This is a genomic window from Enterobacter cloacae complex sp. HYC033_NIDB (assembly GCF_056673335.1).
This window is the reverse complement of record NZ_CP115123.1, coordinates 535,594-553,132: the sequence shown is the minus strand read 5'-3', so window position 1 is coordinate 553,132 and position 17,539 is coordinate 535,594. Positions and strand designations below refer to the sequence as shown.

The 17,539-nt window shown below is 54.9% G+C and carries 13 protein-coding genes; 6 read left to right on the top strand and 7 right to left on the bottom strand.

The annotated features are described in order from the left end of the window. Window positions 1-5: 5 nt before the first annotated feature. Together avtA and O1721_RS02665 are read right to left on the bottom strand one after the other, a co-directional pair. Window positions 6-1,259: a valine--pyruvate transaminase gene (gene avtA / locus O1721_RS02670; protein WP_015572749.1), complete on the bottom strand. Its 1,254-nt coding sequence runs from the start codon at window positions 1,257-1,259 to the stop codon at window positions 6-8. 178 nt (window positions 1,260-1,437) lie between these two features. Beyond that, on the bottom strand, window positions 1,438-3,468 hold the full coding sequence (locus O1721_RS02665; RefSeq protein ID WP_023304609.1) for an alpha-amylase: 2,031 nt from the start codon (window positions 3,466-3,468) through the stop codon (window positions 1,438-1,440). 314 nt (window positions 3,469-3,782) lie between these two features. Between O1721_RS02665 and O1721_RS02660 the strand changes: the two genes are divergently transcribed. Then, window positions 3,783-4,607, top strand: a complete 825-nt coding sequence (locus O1721_RS02660) for a protein bax (RefSeq protein WP_023295596.1) — start codon at window positions 3,783-3,785, stop codon at window positions 4,605-4,607. Window positions 4,608-4,642: 35 nt separating this feature from the next. Here the strand turns inward: O1721_RS02660 and xylR are convergent, their stop codons facing one another. The 4 genes from xylR to xylF all read right to left on the bottom strand — a co-directional run bounded on the left by xylR (window position 4,643) and on the right by xylF (window position 9,620). Then, window positions 4,643-5,821: a D-xylose utilization transcriptional activator XylR gene (xylR, locus tag O1721_RS02655; RefSeq protein WP_003860152.1), complete on the bottom strand. Its 1,179-nt coding sequence runs from the start codon at window positions 5,819-5,821 to the stop codon at window positions 4,643-4,645. Between the two features lie 33 nt (window positions 5,822-5,854). Next, window positions 5,855-7,036 (bottom strand): xylose ABC transporter permease XylH, encoded by a 1,182-nt coding sequence (xylH, locus tag O1721_RS02650; RefSeq protein ID WP_032649817.1) that lies wholly within the window; start codon window positions 7,034-7,036, stop codon window positions 5,855-5,857. Next, entirely contained in the window at window positions 7,014-8,555 is a 1,542-nt protein-coding gene (locus O1721_RS02645) for a xylose ABC transporter ATP-binding protein (RefSeq protein ID WP_015572746.1), read from the bottom strand. Before O1721_RS02645 ends, xylH begins: the two co-directional genes overlap by 23 nt. Before the next feature lie 72 nt (window positions 8,556-8,627). Continuing rightward, complete coding sequence (xylF, locus tag O1721_RS02640; RefSeq protein ID WP_015572745.1) at window positions 8,628-9,620, bottom strand: D-xylose ABC transporter substrate-binding protein; 993 nt, start codon at window positions 9,618-9,620, stop codon at window positions 8,628-8,630. A 371-nt stretch (window positions 9,621-9,991) separates the two neighbouring features. Between xylF and xylA the strand changes: the two genes are divergently transcribed. Next, a complete protein-coding gene (xylA, locus tag O1721_RS02635) occupies window positions 9,992-11,314 on the top strand; it encodes a xylose isomerase (protein WP_026080557.1) in 1,323 nt (440 codons plus the stop codon). Window positions 11,315-11,373: 59 nt separating this feature from the next. Continuing rightward, window positions 11,374-12,828 carry a xylulokinase gene (gene xylB / locus O1721_RS02630; RefSeq protein WP_032649815.1) on the top strand — a complete coding sequence of 485 codons (1,455 nt, stop codon included), beginning with the start codon at window positions 11,374-11,376 and terminating at the stop codon, window positions 12,826-12,828. Window positions 12,829-12,880: 52 nt separating this feature from the next. On the opposite strand, the gene O1721_RS02625 is transcribed toward xylB, so the two are convergent. Further along, complete coding sequence (locus tag O1721_RS02625; RefSeq protein WP_023295591.1) at window positions 12,881-13,876, bottom strand: acyltransferase; 996 nt, start codon at window positions 13,874-13,876, stop codon at window positions 12,881-12,883. A gap of 184 nt (window positions 13,877-14,060) precedes the next feature. Here O1721_RS02625 and O1721_RS02620 point away from each other — a divergent pair, with 184 nt between their 5' ends. The 3 genes from O1721_RS02620 (at window position 14,061) to glyS (ending at window position 17,517) form a co-directional block, all read left to right on the top strand. Then, complete coding sequence (locus O1721_RS02620; RefSeq protein ID WP_017693801.1) at window positions 14,061-14,366, top strand: YsaB family lipoprotein; 306 nt, start codon at window positions 14,061-14,063, stop codon at window positions 14,364-14,366. Window positions 14,367-14,526: 160 nt separating this feature from the next. Then, window positions 14,527-15,438, top strand: a complete 912-nt coding sequence (glyQ, locus tag O1721_RS02615; protein WP_003860141.1) for a glycine--tRNA ligase subunit alpha — start codon at window positions 14,527-14,529, stop codon at window positions 15,436-15,438. Window positions 15,439-15,447: 9 nt separating this feature from the next. Then, entirely contained in the window at window positions 15,448-17,517 is a 2,070-nt protein-coding gene (gene glyS, locus O1721_RS02610; protein WP_006808596.1) for a glycine--tRNA ligase subunit beta, read from the top strand. The last annotated feature ends 22 nt before the right edge of the window (window positions 17,518-17,539 follow it).

Genomic DNA, 17,539 nt, shown 5'->3' with positions numbered 1-17,539 from the left:
TTTTATTAACCGGCTTCGCGCCAGGCGTTCTCAATCTCTTCGGCGAGAATTTTCACACCCGCTTCGATTTTTTCCGGGTCCGGGACGTAGTTCATGCGCATGCACTGGTGCGTGTGCGGCCACGGCTTATCCAGCCCCGGGAAGAAGTAATCCCCTGGCACCATCAGTACGCCACGTTTTTTCAGACGCTGATAAAGCAGCTCTGTCGTAATGGGCAGATCCTTAAACCACAGCCACAGGAAAATTGCCCCTTCCGGTTTATGGATCAGGCAGCGTTCTTCCGGTAAGTAGCGGCGAAGGATGGCGATGGTTTCCTGAACGCGCTGAGAGTAAAACGGCTTAATCACCTCATTCGACAGGCGCAGCAGGTCGTTACGCCTGATCATCTCGCACATCATCGCCGGGCCGATGCCGCCAGGGGAAAGGCTGATAATGCCGTTCATATTGGTAATGGCGGTGATGATTTTCTCGTTAGCAATGATAATGCCGCAACGGCTGCCCGGCAGGCCCAGCTTGGAGAGGCTCATGCAGAGGATGATGTTCGGGTTCCATAGCGGACGCGCTTCGCTGAAGATGATCCCCGGGAACGGTACGCCATAGGCGTTATCGATCACCAGCGGGATGCCGTGCTGATTCGCCAGCGCATCCAGCTTCATCAGCTCGTCGTCGGTGATCACGTTGCCCGTCGGGTTGGTGGGACGTGATACGCAGATCATGCCCGTCTCTTCACCGATATGCAGATGTTCAAAATCGACGTGATATTTGAACTGGCCCTCTGGCAGCAACTCGATATTCGGACGTGCGGAAACAAACAGGTCTTCTTCGAGGCCGGCATCGGCATAGCCGATATACTCCGGTGCCAGCGGGAACAGCACTTTTTTCGTGGTGCCGTCGGCGCGGCGTCCGGCGAACAGATTGAATAAGTAGAAAAACGCGCTCTGACTGCCGTTTGTCAGTGCAATATTCTGTGGTTCGATATCCCAACCCAGCGCTTCCCGCAGCATTGCCGCCAGAAGCGTCAGTAGTTCTGTTTTACCCTGAGGGCCGTCGTAATTACATAGCGCATCGGTTGCTTTACCGTTTTCCAGCATCTCTGCCAGCAGCGTCTGGAAGTAGGTGTTCATCTCCGGAATTTGAGCCGGGTTTCCGCCACCAAGCATGATAGCGCCTGGGGTGCGCAGCCCGTCGTTGAGGTCCTCCATCAGGCGGGTAATGCCTGAATGGCGGGTAAATTTGTCGCCGAATAGTGAAAACGTCATAGCAGGTGATCTGTCGGGCTTAATATGAAAGGCAGTAACCATAACGCCAGCACCGTGTTGGTGCAAATCGGCGAATGTGGTCGGATTTGTTGTTTTATGTGGTAGGTTTGTATTTGTGTGGTGAATTGTTCTGGTGAATGCCCCTCTCCCCCTGAGGAGAGGGTTAGGGTGAGGGGGTCTATTGATTACCCGCCCACACCACCATCACCTTATCGCCCTTGTGCTCGCGCACAAAGCCGTAGCCCTCTTTCATTGACAGCGTTGTTTGCTTGCCTTCACCCACCGCCGGATGACGGGCGCGGAACTGCCCCAGAAGCTGCCAGTGGGCGACAGTTAACGCCTGTTTACCCGTGACGTCCTGCCAGTTCATATCCGAACGGGTTCCCTGTAGCGGATCGGAGCCCGTCGGGCCGAATGGACGCTCTGATTCATCGCCGTAATAGATCTGGACGCTTCCCGGTGCCAGCAGCAGTAACTCAGCGGCGCGCTGGCCCCCTTCACGGAACAGACGCGTATCATGGGAGGAGAGATAGCTCAGCACATTAAAACTTTGCAGCTTTTCTGCCATTTGCTGCCAGGTCAAATCCATATCGGCCAGACAGTCCACCGCTTTCGCCGCCTGCTCCTGATAGTCAAAGTTGATCATCGCATCGAAACCGTGGCGGTAATAATCGCTCTGCATCACGCCGTGGCCCCAGGATTCACCGGTCATCCAGAATGGCGCATTGTCGAGTTTTTTGTCCGGGTTGGCGGCTTTCCACGCGGCCAGCGCCTGGCTGGCCTGGTTTTTCAGTTGCTGCCAGGCTTCAGGCTCAACGTGCTTAGCGGTATCGACCCGGAAGCCGTCGATGCCGTAGTCACGTACCCACTGGCTGAGCCAGTGGGTCAGGTAATCTCGCGGCGTGAAATTCGTCATCACTTTCGCGTTGGTGTCGGGCTTGTGTTGATAAAAGTTCGGCAAACCTGACGGGATCTTAGATTCCGTTTTCAGATCCGGCAGGAAGGCCAGCGACATGGTCAGATCGTCAAAGCCCGGGTTGTCATAATCACCGATATCGGTACGGATCCATTTTTTACCCCACCATTTTTCCCATGCGGCTTTGTCACTGAAGTTGATGTAATCGTTGAAGCTGTGCCAGCTTTGACCGGCGCCTGGCTTCCAGTCAGTCCAGCGCTCGCCGAGGGTTTTTTTCAGCTCATCGCCCTGCAAATAGAGCGCGCCAAACTGATACTCCTGCATATCTGCAAGCGTCGCATAACCCGCGTGGTTCATGACAATGTCAAACAGGACGCGGATACCGCGCCTGTGCGCGTCGTCGACAAGCTGGCGTAAATCATCTTCGCTGCCCATGTTGGCGTCGAGTTTCGTCCAGTCCTGAGTGTAATAGCCGTGATAGGCGTAGTGGGGGAAATCCCCTTTGGTGCCGCCGCCAACCCAGCCGTGGATTTGCTCCAGCGGTGAACTTATCCAGAGCGCATTCACGCCCAGTTGCTGAAGGTAATCCAGTTTGCTGGTAAGCCCTTTCAGATCGCCGCCGTGGAAAGTACCAATCTCCTGCATACCGTCTTTATGGCGGCCATAGCTGTTGTCGTTGGTGGGGTCGCCATTTACGAAGCGATCGGTCAGCACGAAATAGACGGTGGCGTTTTGCCAGCTGAATGGCGCGGGTTTGTCCGTCTCGGCGCGCTCAAGCAGCAGCAGGCCATTGCTGTTGGCGGCTGGCTGAAGAATTACTTTGCCGTTTTGAACGGTCGCGGTCTGTTTGCTGTAAAAATCACGCACCACCGTGCCTTCCGGAAAGGTGTTAACGACATCGATCGTGAGCGGTTTGCCGTCCCACTTCGGGCACTGGCGGGTAACGTTTGCGACAGGCTGTGGCGCCGCACTTTGTACCGTCAACATCAGCGTCGGCGTTCCCGAGCGCGTATCAATACGCATCTGATAAACGCCGTCACGGAATAACCGCCACTGCGGTGGGGTCCCTTCGCAGGGTTTGAGCGACAGCATCTCGTTGAGTTTAATGGCACCTGTCGGCTGCCAGCACGCGTTATCAAGACTCAACGTCAGCGGGCGGGTACCCTTCGCAAGCGTTGCCTGGCTGGTAAAGACGCCGGTACCTTCAGCGCTAAACGCGTTAAATTCCGGCGATGACCAGTCGGCATGCGCGAATGCGGGTAACATCAGAACAGCTAATGCAGTGCGTTTCATTCCATTTTCCTGTCGCGGCATTTTTGACCAGTGTGCCACTCGGCTCAGGGGAAAAACTCCTCCTCTGAGGCTTTCTGCCAGGAGGACGCGAAGGGATGAGTGATCCCGCGCAAAATTAGGCAGTTATCTGCGATATCGCGCACATTTTTCCAGTGCTGGTGATTTAATGAGCATGTTCCGGATGACATAGTTTCGGAATTGGACTATTTGTATACGTGCTCTTGAGGACTATTTTTGGTATGATTTGAGATTCCGCTCTCAAATTTTTGAAGAAAATAAGGTGTTGGAATGTTTATATCCGACCAGGAGACCTAATGATATCGACTCCCATTCGACGATATGGGGCCGCGATACTCATGTTACTCACCATGGCATTTTCAGGTGAGGTGCTTGCAAAGACGCACGCGGATACAACGAGTAAGAAAGCCCACGTAATAAAGACGACAAGCAGTAAGGTTAGCAGTAAACAAGAGTATTCTCGCAATAGTGCAAAGAGTAGTTCACTTCCTGATTTGCGAAAATACCCTTCCGGGACACCAAGGAAAAAAGCGTTTCTCCGGACGGTAATGCCTTACATTAAAAGTCAAAATGCCGCGATTACTGCGGATCGTAACTGGCTGATCTCCAAACAGTACGATAGCCGCTGGTCGCCGTCTGAGCGCACTCGCCTGAAAGACATCGCCAAACGCTATAAAGTGAAGTGGAGCGGGAACACGCGTCGTGTGCCGTGGAACACTCTGTTAGAGCGTGTGGACATTATTCCAGGCAGTATGGTCGCGACAATGGCCGCCGCCGAAAGCGGTTGGGGCACCTCGAAGCTGGCGCGCAACAACAACAATCTGTTTGGCATGAAATGCGCAAAAGGTCGTTGTACTAATGCACCCGGCAAGGTGAAAGGCTATTCACAGTTTGAATCGGTGAAAGATTCCGTGAATGCCTATGTGGTGAACCTGAACACCCACCCGGCCTACTCCTCGTTCCGTAAGTCACGCGCTCAGCTGCGTAAGGCGGATCAGGAAGTAACGGCTACGGCGATGATCCACAAGCTGAAAGGTTATTCCACTCAGGGACAGCGTTATAACAATTACCTGTTCTCCATGTACCAGGATAACCAGCGTCTGATTGCCGCACATATGTAATGAAAAAGGCCTTCCACTGGAAGGCGTTCTTTTTTCTAGAGCAGGACTTCACTGTACCGTTCCCGGTACTCCTTCGGCGTGGTGTCATACTCTTTTCTGAACACCGAATAGAAATACTGAAGCGACGGATAGCCGCACATCTGTGAAATCTCGTTGATCGACAGCGAGGTGGAGATCAGCAGACTGCGCGCTTTCTCCAGCTTTTCCGCATGGATCACGGCGTGAATCGTCTCACCGACTTCCTCTTTGAACCGCTTCTCCAGATTCGAACGTGAAATGCCGACCGAATCGAGCACCTGATCGACCTTAATCCCTTTGCAGGCATGATTGCGAATGTAGTGCATCGCCTGAATCACGGCCGGATCGTTTAAGGAGCGGTAGTCAGTTGAGCGACGCTCGACCACGCGAACGGGCGGAACCAGCAGACGCTGGAGCGGCAGGGATTCGTTGTCTAACAGTCTGTGCAGCAGCTTTGCGGCCTGATAGCCCATCTGACGGGTACCCTGAGCCACGGATGAGAGCGCCACGCGCGACAGATAGCGCGTAAGCTCTTCGTTATCAATACCAATCACGCACAGCTTTTCAGGCACCGGAATATGCAAATGTTCGCACACCTGTAATACGTGGCGGGCGCGGGCGTCCGTCACGGCGATAATCCCTGTCTGGGGCGGCAGCGTTTGCAGCCAGTCAGCCAGGCGATTTTGTGCGTGCTGCCAGTTTTCTGGCGCGGTTTCCAGCCCCTGATAAACGACGCCGCGATACTTCTCCTGGGCAACCAGCTGGCAGAAGGCATATTCACGCTCCATCGCCCAGCGCTTTCCGCTGGTGGCGGGCAATCCGTAAAACGCAAAACGATGTACGCCTTTCTCCTTTAAATGGAGGAAGGCGGTCTCGACCAGAGCATGGTTATCCGTGGCGATGTAGTGAACGGGGGGGTAATGTTCCGGTGTATGGTAAGAGCCGCCAACGCCCACGATAGGCACGTCGACGCCACTCAGCAACTGTTCAATCACGGGGTCGTCAAAGTCAGCGATGACCCCGTCTCCCAGCCAGTCTTTGATGTTCTCCAGACGGGTACGAAAATCTTCTTCGATGAAAATATCCCATTCGGATTGCGACGCCTGCAAATATTCGCCAACCCCTTCAACCACCTGCCGGTCATAGGCTTTATTGGCATTGAATAACAACGTAATGCGGTGACGCTTTTCAAACATGGCTCATTTCCCAAATTAGTCACGATAGTGTTATCAGGCGCGCCGCTTGGTGGCAGAGTCCATCCAGACTGCCAGCAAAAGAATGGCACCCTTGACGATATACTGCCAAAACGTCGGCACGTCCATCATACTCATCCCGTTATCCAGCGAAGCCATAATAAATGCGCCCATCACCGCCCCCGCCACGCTGCCAATGCCCCCGGCGAGGCTGGTCCCGCCAATCACGCAGGCGGCGATGGCGTCCAGCTCGGCAATATTACCCGCAGACGGGGAGCCCGCCCCCAGTCGCGAACTGAGGATCAGCCCCGCGATGGCCACCATCAGGCCGTTGATGGCAAAGACGGCGAGTTTGGTGCGTTCTACGTTGATACCAGATAAACGCGCGGCTTCCAGATTGCCGCCGATGGCATAAATACGGCGACCGAATGCGGTACGTGTGGCCATAAACATTCCACCTAACAGCAACAGCGCCAGCAGCAGAACGGGCGTTGGGACGCCGCGATAATCGTTTAACAGCCAGATGGCGCCCAGCACAATCACCGCAGTAAGCGCCTGACGGCCGACAACCGAGGTTGAGGCAGGCGAGGCCAGCCCCAGCGCCTGGCGACGCATGCGTCCTCGCCATTGCCACCCGACAAACGCCATCAGCCCAACCACGCCGATCGTAAAACCGACGCCATCAGAGAGGTAGCTTTGGCCAATCTGGGACATTGAGGCGCTGGTCGGGGAGACGGTGGTGCCGTTGGTGATCCCAATCAGAATGCCGCGGAAGGCCAGCATTCCCGCTAAGGTGACGATGAACGACGGGACTTTACGGTAAGCCACCCACCAGCCATTCCACGCCCCCAGCAGCAGACCCAGTACCAGCGTAACCGCAATCGTCAGCGGCAGCGGCCAGCCGAGCCAGACGTCAAAAATTGCCGCCACGCCGCCGAGCAGACCCATCATCGACCCTACCGACAGGTCAATTTCCGCTGAGATAATCACAAAGACCATCCCCACCGCCAGGATCCCGGTGATGGCGGTCTGACGCAGCAGGTTAGAGACGTTACGTGCGCTCAAATAGGAGCCATCGGTCATCCAGGTAAAGAACAACATGATCACGATAATGGCGGCAATCATTACAAAAACTTGCAGATTCAGCGATTTAAGTCCTGCGAACGCACCGGGCGTCGGAACAGCGACTTTAATATCAGACGGGTTGCTTTTCGACATGGCGTTCGCTCCTTAAGGCAGCTTCCATCACCTGCTCTTGCGTCAGGTTCTGGTTGTTCAGGTTGGCTTTGAGTTTCCCTTCATGCATGACCAGCACGCGGTCGCTCAGCCCCAGCACTTCAGGCAATTCGGACGAGATAACAATGACGGCAATCCCTTGCTGTACAAGCTGGTTGATCAACTTGTAGATTTCATACTTCGCGCCGATATCGATCCCGCGGGTGGGTTCGTCAAGAATTAAAATGCGCGGATTAAGCAGCAGGCAGCGCGCCAGAATCGCTTTCTGCTGGTTGCCGCCGCTCAAGCGTCCTATCGCCAGCTCCGGCGAGGAGGTTTTCACCTTAAGCCGGGCAAGCGACTGGAGAATACACTGCTGTTCTGCGGCATCATCCAGGCTGCTCAGCGCGCCGGAAAACTGGCTGAGCGCCGCCAGCGTGATATTTTTTCCCACCGCCATTACCGGCACGATGCCGTCTTTTTTGCGGTCTTCTGGCACCATGGCAATGCCCTTAGCAATAGCCTGCTGGCAGTTGTCGATTTTTACCGGCTGACCGTCGATATAAATTTTGCCTTCCCAGCGCCCCGGCCAGACCCCAAAGAGACACTGCACGGCCTCGGTTCTTCCCGCACCCACTAAACCCGCAATGCCGAGAATTTCGCCGCGGTGCAGCGAGAAGGAGAGGTTATCCACGCGCTTGATATGGCGGTTAACGGGATGCCACGCCGTCAGGTTTTCCACGCGCAGGAGCTCTTCGCCGATGGTGTGCGGTTCGTTGGGATACAGCGCGGTGAGTTCGCGACCCACCATCATGGTGATGATGTCATCCTCGCTCATGCCTTCTGCTTCACGCGTGCCGATATGCTGCCCGTCGCGGATGACGCAGATGGTGTCGGAAATGGCTTTCACCTCATTGAGCTTGTGCGAAATATAGATGCAGGCGATACCGTGGTTTTGCAGATCGCGGATGATATTGAGCAGTACGGCGGTTTCCTGTTCGGTGAGTGAGGCGGTTGGTTCGTCGAGGATCAGCAGGCGCACCTGTTTGTTCAGCGCCTTGGCGATCTCCACCAGCTGCTGCTGGCCTAAACCTAAGTCGCCCACGCGCGTATCCGGTGAGATAGCCAGGCTCACCTGAGCCAGCAGTTTTTCGCAGCGCAGCGTCATGGTGTCGTAATCCAGTACGCCGTGGCGTGAGAGTTCGGCACCGAGAAAGATATTTTCCAGCACGGTAAGGTGCTTCACCAGCGCCAGCTCCTGGTGAATGATAGCGATGCCTTTACGTTCGGTGTCGCGAATGTGCGTGGCCTGGAGCACCTCACCGGCAAAAACGATTTCGCCCTCGTAGCTGCCGTGCGGGTAGATCCCGCACAACACTTTCATCAGCGTGGATTTTCCCGAGCCATTTTCGCCGCACAGCGACATCACTTCGCCGGGATTCAGCCGCAGGCTTACGTTATCGACTGCTTTCACCGCCCCGAAGGCTTTGGTGATGCTTTTCATTTCAAGTAAATAAGACATAACTGCTCCGCATAGCCCAACAGATGAACAGGGCAGGTCAATGCGCCCCTGCCGGGCAGGGGCTGCGCTGGATTACAGTTCACTCTTCTTATGGAAACCGTCTTTCACCACGGTGGCGTCAATATTCTCTTTGTTGACTTCGATAGGGGTAAGCAGGCGAGCAGGTACGTCTTTCAGGCCGTTATTTAACGTCGCGTCTGCTTTAGGTTGCTGGCCATTGCCCAGCTCAACGGCAATTTCGGCGGCCGTATTGGCAAGCTCGGTAATGGGCTTATACACCGTCATGGTCTGGGTACCCGCGATGATGCGTTTTACACCCGCAAGGTCGGCGTCCTGTCCGGAAATAGCGACTTTCCCGGCCAGTCCCTGCGCGCTCAGCGCCTGAATGGCGCCACCCGCAGTGGCATCGTTAGAGGCCACCACCGCATCGATTTTGTTGTTATTTGCGGTCAACGCGTTTTCCATAATTTTCAGCGCGTTTTCCGGTAACCAGCCGTCAGCCCACTGGTCGCCGACGACTTTAATTTTGCCCTCGTCGATATACGGCTTCAGCACTTTCATTTGTCCCTGGCGGAACAGTTTGGCGTTGTTATCCACAGGCGAGCCGCCCATCAGGAAATAATTCCCCTGAGGCACTTTTGCGACCAGGCTTTTAGCCTGTAATTCACCCACCTTTTCATTGTCGAACGAAATATAATAATCAATATCGGCATTATTAATCATGCGGTCATAAGCCAGGACTTTTATCCCTTCCTGTTTCGCTTCTTTCACCACGTTGCTTAATACCTGGCCGTTATACGGGATAATGACCAGCACATCGACGCCACGGTTGATCATATTCTCGATTTGCGACATTTGCGTCTCTTCGTTGCCGTTAGCGGACTGAACGAACACCTCCGCGCCGAGAGATTCCGCTTTTTTAACAAAGATATCGCGATCTTTTTGCCAGCGCTCCAGGCGTAAGTCATCAATCGCCATGCCGATTTTGACCTCTTTGGCATGTCCGGCAAAGCTTGCAAGCAGGATAGTAGTGCAGAGCGTTAGGGTCAGGTTCTTTATCTTCATAATTATTAGGCCTTTTTGTAGGGGTATGTGTAGCTGAGATAAAAGAAACGTTCACTGCTGAGACGCAGCAAATTTTTAACGTGGAAAGGCCTGCTGGCAATTACAGATTTTTATCTTCTCATTACGATATTTGGTTTATTTCTGAATTTATGACCGCGATCGGATTTTAAAAAGCGTAACCTATTAATTACATTTGATTCTGGAATGCGCGCCGAAAAATAGTTTGTCTGCACATTATTTTGCGAGCCAGCGCACAATTGCGCATTATCTCAATAGCAGTGTGAAATAACGTAATTGAGCAACCTCCAATGTCTATTCACTATTACTCCAGAAGCAAGACCACGCCGCATACCCTGATTATGGAGCTCAATATGCAAGCTTATTTCGACCAACTCGATCGCGTTCGTTTCGAAGGCACGAAAACGACCAATCCTTTAGCATTTCGTCACTACAACCCGGATGAGCTGGTGCTGGGTAAGCGCATGGAAGATCACTTGCGCTTTGCCGCCTGCTACTGGCACACCTTCTGCTGGAACGGTGCCGATATGTTCGGCGTGGGCTCTTTTGACCGTCCATGGCAACAGCCGGGCGAGGCCATTGAGCTGGCGAAGCGTAAAGCCGACGTCGCGTTCGAGTTCTTCCATAAGCTGAACGTGCCGTACTACTGTTTCCACGATGTGGACGTGTCGCCGGAAGGGGCATCGCTGAAAGAGTATCTGAACAATTTCGCGCAGATGGTCGACGTACTGGCTGAAAAACAGCAGCAAAGCGGCGTCAAGCTGCTCTGGGGTACGGCTAACTGCTTTACCAACCCTCGCTATGGCGCGGGCGCGGCAACCAACCCGGACCCGGAAGTCTTCAGCTGGGCTGCAACCCAGGTCGTGACCGCGATGAACGCCACGCATCAGCTGGGCGGTGAGAACTATGTACTCTGGGGCGGTCGTGAAGGCTATGAAACGCTGCTGAATACCGACCTGCGTCAGGAGCGTGAGCAGATTGGTCGCTTTATGCAGATGGTTGTGGACCACAAACACAAAATCGGTTTCCGCGGCACGCTGCTGATTGAGCCAAAACCACAGGAGCCAACCAAGCATCAGTATGACTACGATGTCGCCACCGTGTATGGCTTCCTGAAGCAGTTTGGTCTGGAAAAAGAGATCAAAGTGAATATTGAGGCTAACCACGCTACCCTGGCGGGCCACTCGTTCCATCACGAAATTGCCTCTGCGATTGCGCTGGGCATCTTCGGCTCTGTCGATGCTAACCGTGGTGATCCACAGCTGGGCTGGGATACCGACCAGTTCCCGAACAGCGTGGAAGAGAATGCGCTGGTGATGTACGAGATCATCAAAGCGGGCGGTTTCACCACCGGCGGCCTGAACTTCGACGCCAAAGTGCGTCGCCAGAGCACCGACAAATACGATCTGTTCTACGGGCATATTGGCGCGATGGACACCATGGCGCTGGCGCTGAAAGTGGCGGCCCGTATGATTGAAGACGGTGAGCTGGATAAGCGCGTGGCGAAGCGCTACAGCGGCTGGAACAGTGAGCTGGGCCAGCAAATTTTGAAAGGTCAGTTATCGCTTGCGGAGATCGCGAAGTACGCTGAACAGCATCAGCTTGCGCCGCAGCATCAGAGCGGCCATCAGGAGCTGCTGGAAAACCTGGTCAATCACTACCTGTTCGATAAATAACAGCATCCAGGCCCGGTAAGCGCAGCGCCACCGGGCATTTTCGTCAAAGGAGCCACCACATGTATATCGGGATCGATCTTGGCACGTCGGGGGTGAAAGCCATCCTGTTAAGCGAGCAGGGCGATGTATTAGCCACGCACACTGAAAAGTTGCAGGTTTCACGTCCGTATCCGCTTTGGTCGGAACAAGATCCGGAGCAGTGGTGGCAGGCGACGGACCGTGCGATGAAAGCCTTAGGCGAGCAGCACAGCCTGCGCGACGTGAAGGCGCTGGGCATTGCCGGGCAAATGCATGGCGCAACGTTGCTGGATAGTCAGCATCGCGTTCTGCGCCCGGCTATTCTCTGGAACGATGGCCGCTGTGCGGAAGAGTGCGCGATCCTTGAGGAGCGTGTGCCTGCGTCCCGCGAAATTACGGGCAACCTGATGATGCCCGGTTTTACCGCGCCAAAACTCCTGTGGGTGCAGCGCCATGAGCCTGAGATTTTTCGTCAGGTGGCGAAGGTTCTGTTGCCGAAAGACTACCTGCGTTTTCGCATGACAGGGGATTTTGCCAGCGACATGTCTGACGCCGCGGGCACGATGTGGCTCGACGTGGCGAAACGGGACTGGAGCGAGGCGATGCTGGATGCCTGCCAACTGACGCGCGACCATATGCCTGCGCTGTTTGAAGGCAGTGAAATCACGGGCGCTTTGCAGCCTTCTGTTGCTGAACGCTGGAACATGCCAGCCGTACCTGTCGTCGCCGGCGGCGGCGATAATGCGGCGGGTGCGGTCGGCGTGGGGATGGTCGAGGCAGGGCAGGCCATGCTCTCGCTCGGCACTTCCGGCGTCTATTTTGCCGTCAGTGACGGGTATCGTAGCAACCCGGGAAGCGCCGTACACAGCTTCTGCCACGCGTTGCCGGGTAAATGGCATTTGATGTCGGTGATGCTGAGCGCGGCTTCCTGCCTTGACTGGGCGGCAAAGCTAACCGGAATGGCGGACGTCCCGGCGCTTATAACAGCGGCACAGCACGCAGATGATAATGCCGGTGCGGTCTGGTTTTTACCGTACCTTTCCGGCGAGCGGACGCCGCATAACAACCCGGAAGCGAAAGGGGTGTTCTTCGGTCTTACCCATCAGCACGGCCCGGCAGAGCTTGCGCGCGCGGTGCTTGAAGGCGTTGGCTATGCTCTGGCGGACGGAATGGATGTCGTGCATGACTGTGGACTGACGCCATCCAGCATTACGTTAATTGGCGGCGGTGCACGAAGCAGCTACTGGCGGCAAATGCTTTCCGATATCAGCGGGTTGCAGCTGGACTATCGTACGGGAGGCGATGTCGGCCCGGCGCTCGGTGCGGCACGGCTGGCGCAAATTGCGCTGAACCCGGATAAACCACAGCACCAGCTTTTGCCCCAGCTGTCGCTTGAACAGCAGCATCGTCCTGATGCGAAAAATCATGCTCGCTATGCTGAAAGACGAGACGTGTTCCGCAAAATCTATCAGCAGCTTTTGCCGCTAATGTCATAAACAGGAGCCGGGTGGCGCTAACGCTTACCCGGCCTACCAGCCTTCAACCGGGCTAGCTCACAAACCGGCGCGTATCGATTCTTTGCAGCAACATTGACAGCAGCAGGCTGACAACCAGCGTAACGGTAAATATCCAGACAATATCCAGCACCGGCCAGCTTTTAAGCTCAACGCCGCGGGTGCGCAGGGCGTGGATCACCAGCGCGTGAAAACCGTAAATGCCCAGCGAGTGGCGAGAGATAAACCCCAGCACCGGAAGCGGGCGGGCATTCAGGGTGTTTTTAACCAGCGTCAGCAGAGAGATCGCGCAGATAAAGACCATCGGCCCGCAGTAGAGATACCAGGTATCGGCAAAGTTGCCGCGCCATTGCAGCTCATGCAGCGTCCCGCGAGAGATAATAAACACACCGACGAGAAACGCGGCCGCGCATAGCCAGTTCATTCCTCGCTTTTGCGTCTCCATCATGCCAATGGCGCGCCCCAGCATGCCGTACAGCACGTAATAAAACGTATCCCCGGTGATATAAAGGTTAACGGGCAGCCATTCAAAGCCATCAATTTTCTGTGAAACGGTATTCGGGTTGGCCACGATCCCGATTATTACCATCAGGGCCAGCAGCATTTTACCGCTGACGTTTTTTACCTGAATTAACGGCGAAACCAGATAGATAACCATTATCGCGAAGAAAAACCACAGATGATAGAACACTGGTTTTTGCAACAAGTTGAGCAGGGAACGTTCAGCGTTAATTGAAGTGAACAGGACGATATAGAGCAGCGAAATGGCGCTGTAAAACAGCAGACAGGAGACAATACGGATGAAATGTCTCGGCTGTGCGCTACGCTCGCCAAAAAAGAGAAAACCGGAAATCATAAAGAACAGCGGGACGCTCACGCGGGAGGCCGAGTTCAGAATATTGGCGACATCCCAGTTAACAGGGCTGATACTGTGCGCGTTCGTGACATACCAGGTCGTTGTGTGGATCATCACCACCATCAGACAGGCTATTCCCCGCAGGTTATCAATCCAGTTAATTTTTGACTGCATCAGTTCCTCTGTATTCCTGATAAAAAAAGTGTGACTGCGATTGTGTAAAACTTTTCCCTTGGAAAATTCTGAGTTTAGCCAGGCTAACTTGTAGGGAGCTGGCGAGATTCGCAGAATGACGGACTTTAATCTATAAACGTGTTGCTACTAAAAATAACAGCCACTGACCAGGGCGGTAATAAAAATGATGATGAAGCGTGGGGTGTCACTCTTTCTGCTGCTCTTATTAACAGGATGCAGTGCTTCTGAGGAGATACCTGTCCAAAAAGCTCAGCAGGGGAAAATGAGCCCGGAGCGTTCTCTGAATATGGAACAGCTGTGCAGGGATCAGGCGGCTCACCGCTATAATTCCGAAGCACAGAAAATTCATATAAACGGCTTCGAGCGCTTTCAGGGCAGCTATGAACTGAAAGGCTATACGGCGCGTAAAGAGGGCTTTGTCTGCTCTTTTGATGCAGACGGCCAGTTTTTACATCTCTCAATGCGTTAAATTGCTCGTATAAGCAGCAACCAGAGCCTTCGCAGGTTCTGGCTGTAGGGCTTATTCCCCAATTTTCCCTAAACAACCCCGTTTCGTACTGTATATCTTGCAGCCAGCGGGTATACTGATCCCTTCCATTTAAAACCACACGTATCCAGCACGAAATACTATGCAAAAGTTTGATACCAAGACCTTCCAGGGCCTGATCCTGACCTTACAGGATTACTGGGCTCGTCAGGGCTGCACCATTGTTCAACCTTTGGACATGGAAGTTGGCGCAGGCACCTCGCACCCGATGACCAGCCTGCGCGCGTTAGGGCCAGAGCCAATGGCGACCGCCTATGTGCAGCCATCCCGTCGTCCGACCGATGGCCGTTACGGCGAAAACCCGAACCGTTTGCAGCACTACTATCAGTTCCAGGTGGTGATTAAGCCATCACCCGACAACATTCAGGAACTGTACCTCGGGTCACTGAAAGAGCTGGGTATGGATCCGACCATTCACGACATTCGTTTCGTGGAAGATAACTGGGAAAACCCAACGCTGGGTGCCTGGGGTCTGGGTTGGGAAGTGTGGCTGAACGGCATGGAAGTGACCCAGTTCACCTACTTCCAGCAGGTTGGCGGTCTGGAATGTAAACCGATTACCGGCGAAATCACCTATGGTCTGGAACGTCTGGCCATGTACATTCAGGGCGTAGACAGCGTTTACGACCTGGTCTGGAGCGACGGCCCGCTGGGTAAAACCACCTACGGCGACGTGTTCCATCAGAACGAAGTGGAGCAATCCACCTATAACTTCGAATACGCGGACGTGGACTTCCTGTTCACCTGCTTCGAGCAGTACGAGAAAGAAGCCCAGCAGCTGCTGGCGCTGGAGACTCCGCTGCCGCTGCCTGCCTACGAGCGTATTCTGAAGGCTGCCCACAGCTTCAACCTGCTGGATGCCCGCAAAGCGATCTCCGTGACTGAACGTCAGCGCTACATTCTGCGTATTCGTACCCTGACCAAAGCCGTTGCAGAAGCTTACTACGCGTCCCGTGAAGCCCTTGGCTTCCCGATGTGCAACCGAAACAAATAAGAGGCGGCCATGTCTGAGAAAACTTTCCTGGTGGAAATCGGCACTGAAGAGCTGCCACCAAAAGCCCTGCGCAGCCTGGCTGAATCTTTCGCTGCGAACGTCACTGCTGAGCTGGATAACGCTGGCCTGGCGCACGGTAAAATTGAGTGGTTTGCTGCGCCGCGTCGTCTGGCGCTGAAAGTGGCAAACCTGGCAGCGTCCCAGCCGGATCGCGAAGTTGAAAAACGTGGCCCGGCCATTGCTCAGGCGTTCGACGCGGAAGGCAAGCCGAGCAAAGCGGCAGAAGGCTGGGCGCGCGGCTGCGGCATCACTGTTGATCAGGCTGAGCGTCTGACCACCGACAAAGGTGAATGGCTGCTGTACCGTGCCCATGTGAAAGGCGAAAGCGCCGAAGCGCTGCTGCCTGACATGATCGCGACCTCGCTGGCAAAATTGCCGATTCCTAAGCTGATGCGCTGGGGCGCGTCCGACGTACACTTTGTGCGTCCGGTTCACACCGTGACCCTGCTGCTGGGCGATACCGTTATCCCGGCGACCATTCTGGGCGTGGCGTCCGATCGCGTGATCCGCGGCCATCGCTTTATGGGCGAGCCGGAGTTCACCATCGACAATGCTGACCAGTACCCGCAGATCCTGCTGGAGCGCGGCAAGGTCATTGCTGACTACGAACAGCGTAAAGCCAAAATCAAAGCGGACGCAGAAGACGCGGCGCGCAAAATTGGCGGTAATGCCGATCTGAGCGACAGCCTGCTGGAAGAGGTGACTTCGCTGGTCGAATGGCCGGTTGTACTGACCGCGAAATTCGAAGAGAAATTCCTGGCCGTTCCGGCAGAAGCGCTGGTTTACACCATGAAGGGTGACCAGAAGTACTTCCCGGTTTACGCCAACGACGGCAAGCTGCTGCCAAACTTCATCTTCGTGGCGAACATCGAATCGAAAGATCCGAGCCAGATTATCTCCGGTAACGAGAAAGTGGTGCGTCCGCGTCTGGCGGATGCCGAGTTCTTCTTCAACACCGACCGTAAAAAACGTCTGGAAGATAACCTGCCGCGTCTGCAAACCGTACTGTTCCAGCAGCAGCTGGGTACGCTGCGCGACAAAACCGACCGTATCGCGGAGCTGTCCGGCTGGATTGCCCGTGAAATTGGCGCCGACGTTAATCACGCTACCCGTGCGGGCCTGCTCTCCAAGTGCGACCTGATGACCAACATGGTGTTCGAATTTACCGACACCCAGGGCGTGATGGGCATGCACTACGCGCGTCACGATGGCGAAGCGGAAGACGTGGCGGTAGCCCTGAACGAGCAGTATCAGCCGCGCTTTGCCGGTGACGATCTGCCGTCTAACCCGGTTGCCTGCGCCGTGGCGATTGCCGATAAGATGGACACCCTGGCGGGTATCTTCGGTATCGGTCAGCATCCGAAAGGCGATAAAGACCCGTTTGCGCTGCGTCGTGCTGCGCTGGGCGTGCTGCGAATCATCGTAGAGAAGAACCTCAACCTCGATCTGCAAACGCTGACCGAAGAAGCGGTACGTCTGTACGGCGATAAGCTGACCAACGCGAAGGTTGTGGATGATGTTATCGACTTTATGCTCGGTCGTTTCCGCGCGTGGTATCAGGACGAAGGTTACTCCGTTGATACCATTCAGGCGGTGCTGGCGCGTCGTCCGACCCGTCCGGCAGATTTCGATGCGCGTATGAAAGCGGTATCCCACTTCCGTACGCTGGAAGCGGCGTCTGCGCTGGCCGCGGCCAACAAGCGTGTATCCAACATCCTCGCGAAATCCGACGAAACGCTGAACGAGCGCGTCAACGCTGCAACCCTGAAAGAGCCGGAAGAGATTTCTCTGGCGATGCAGGTTGTGGTGCTGCGCGACAAGCTGGAGCCGTATTTCGCGGAAGGTCGCTACCAGGAAGCACTGGTGGAGCTGGCGGAGCTGCGTGACGTCATCGACGCCTTCTTCGAGAAGGTGATGGTGAACGTGGAAGATAAAGAGCTGCGGATTAACCGTCTCTCGATGCTTGAGAAACTGCGTGAGCTGTTCCTGCGCGTGGCGGATATTTCGCTGCTGCAATAACGTAAAAAACCCGCCCCTGACA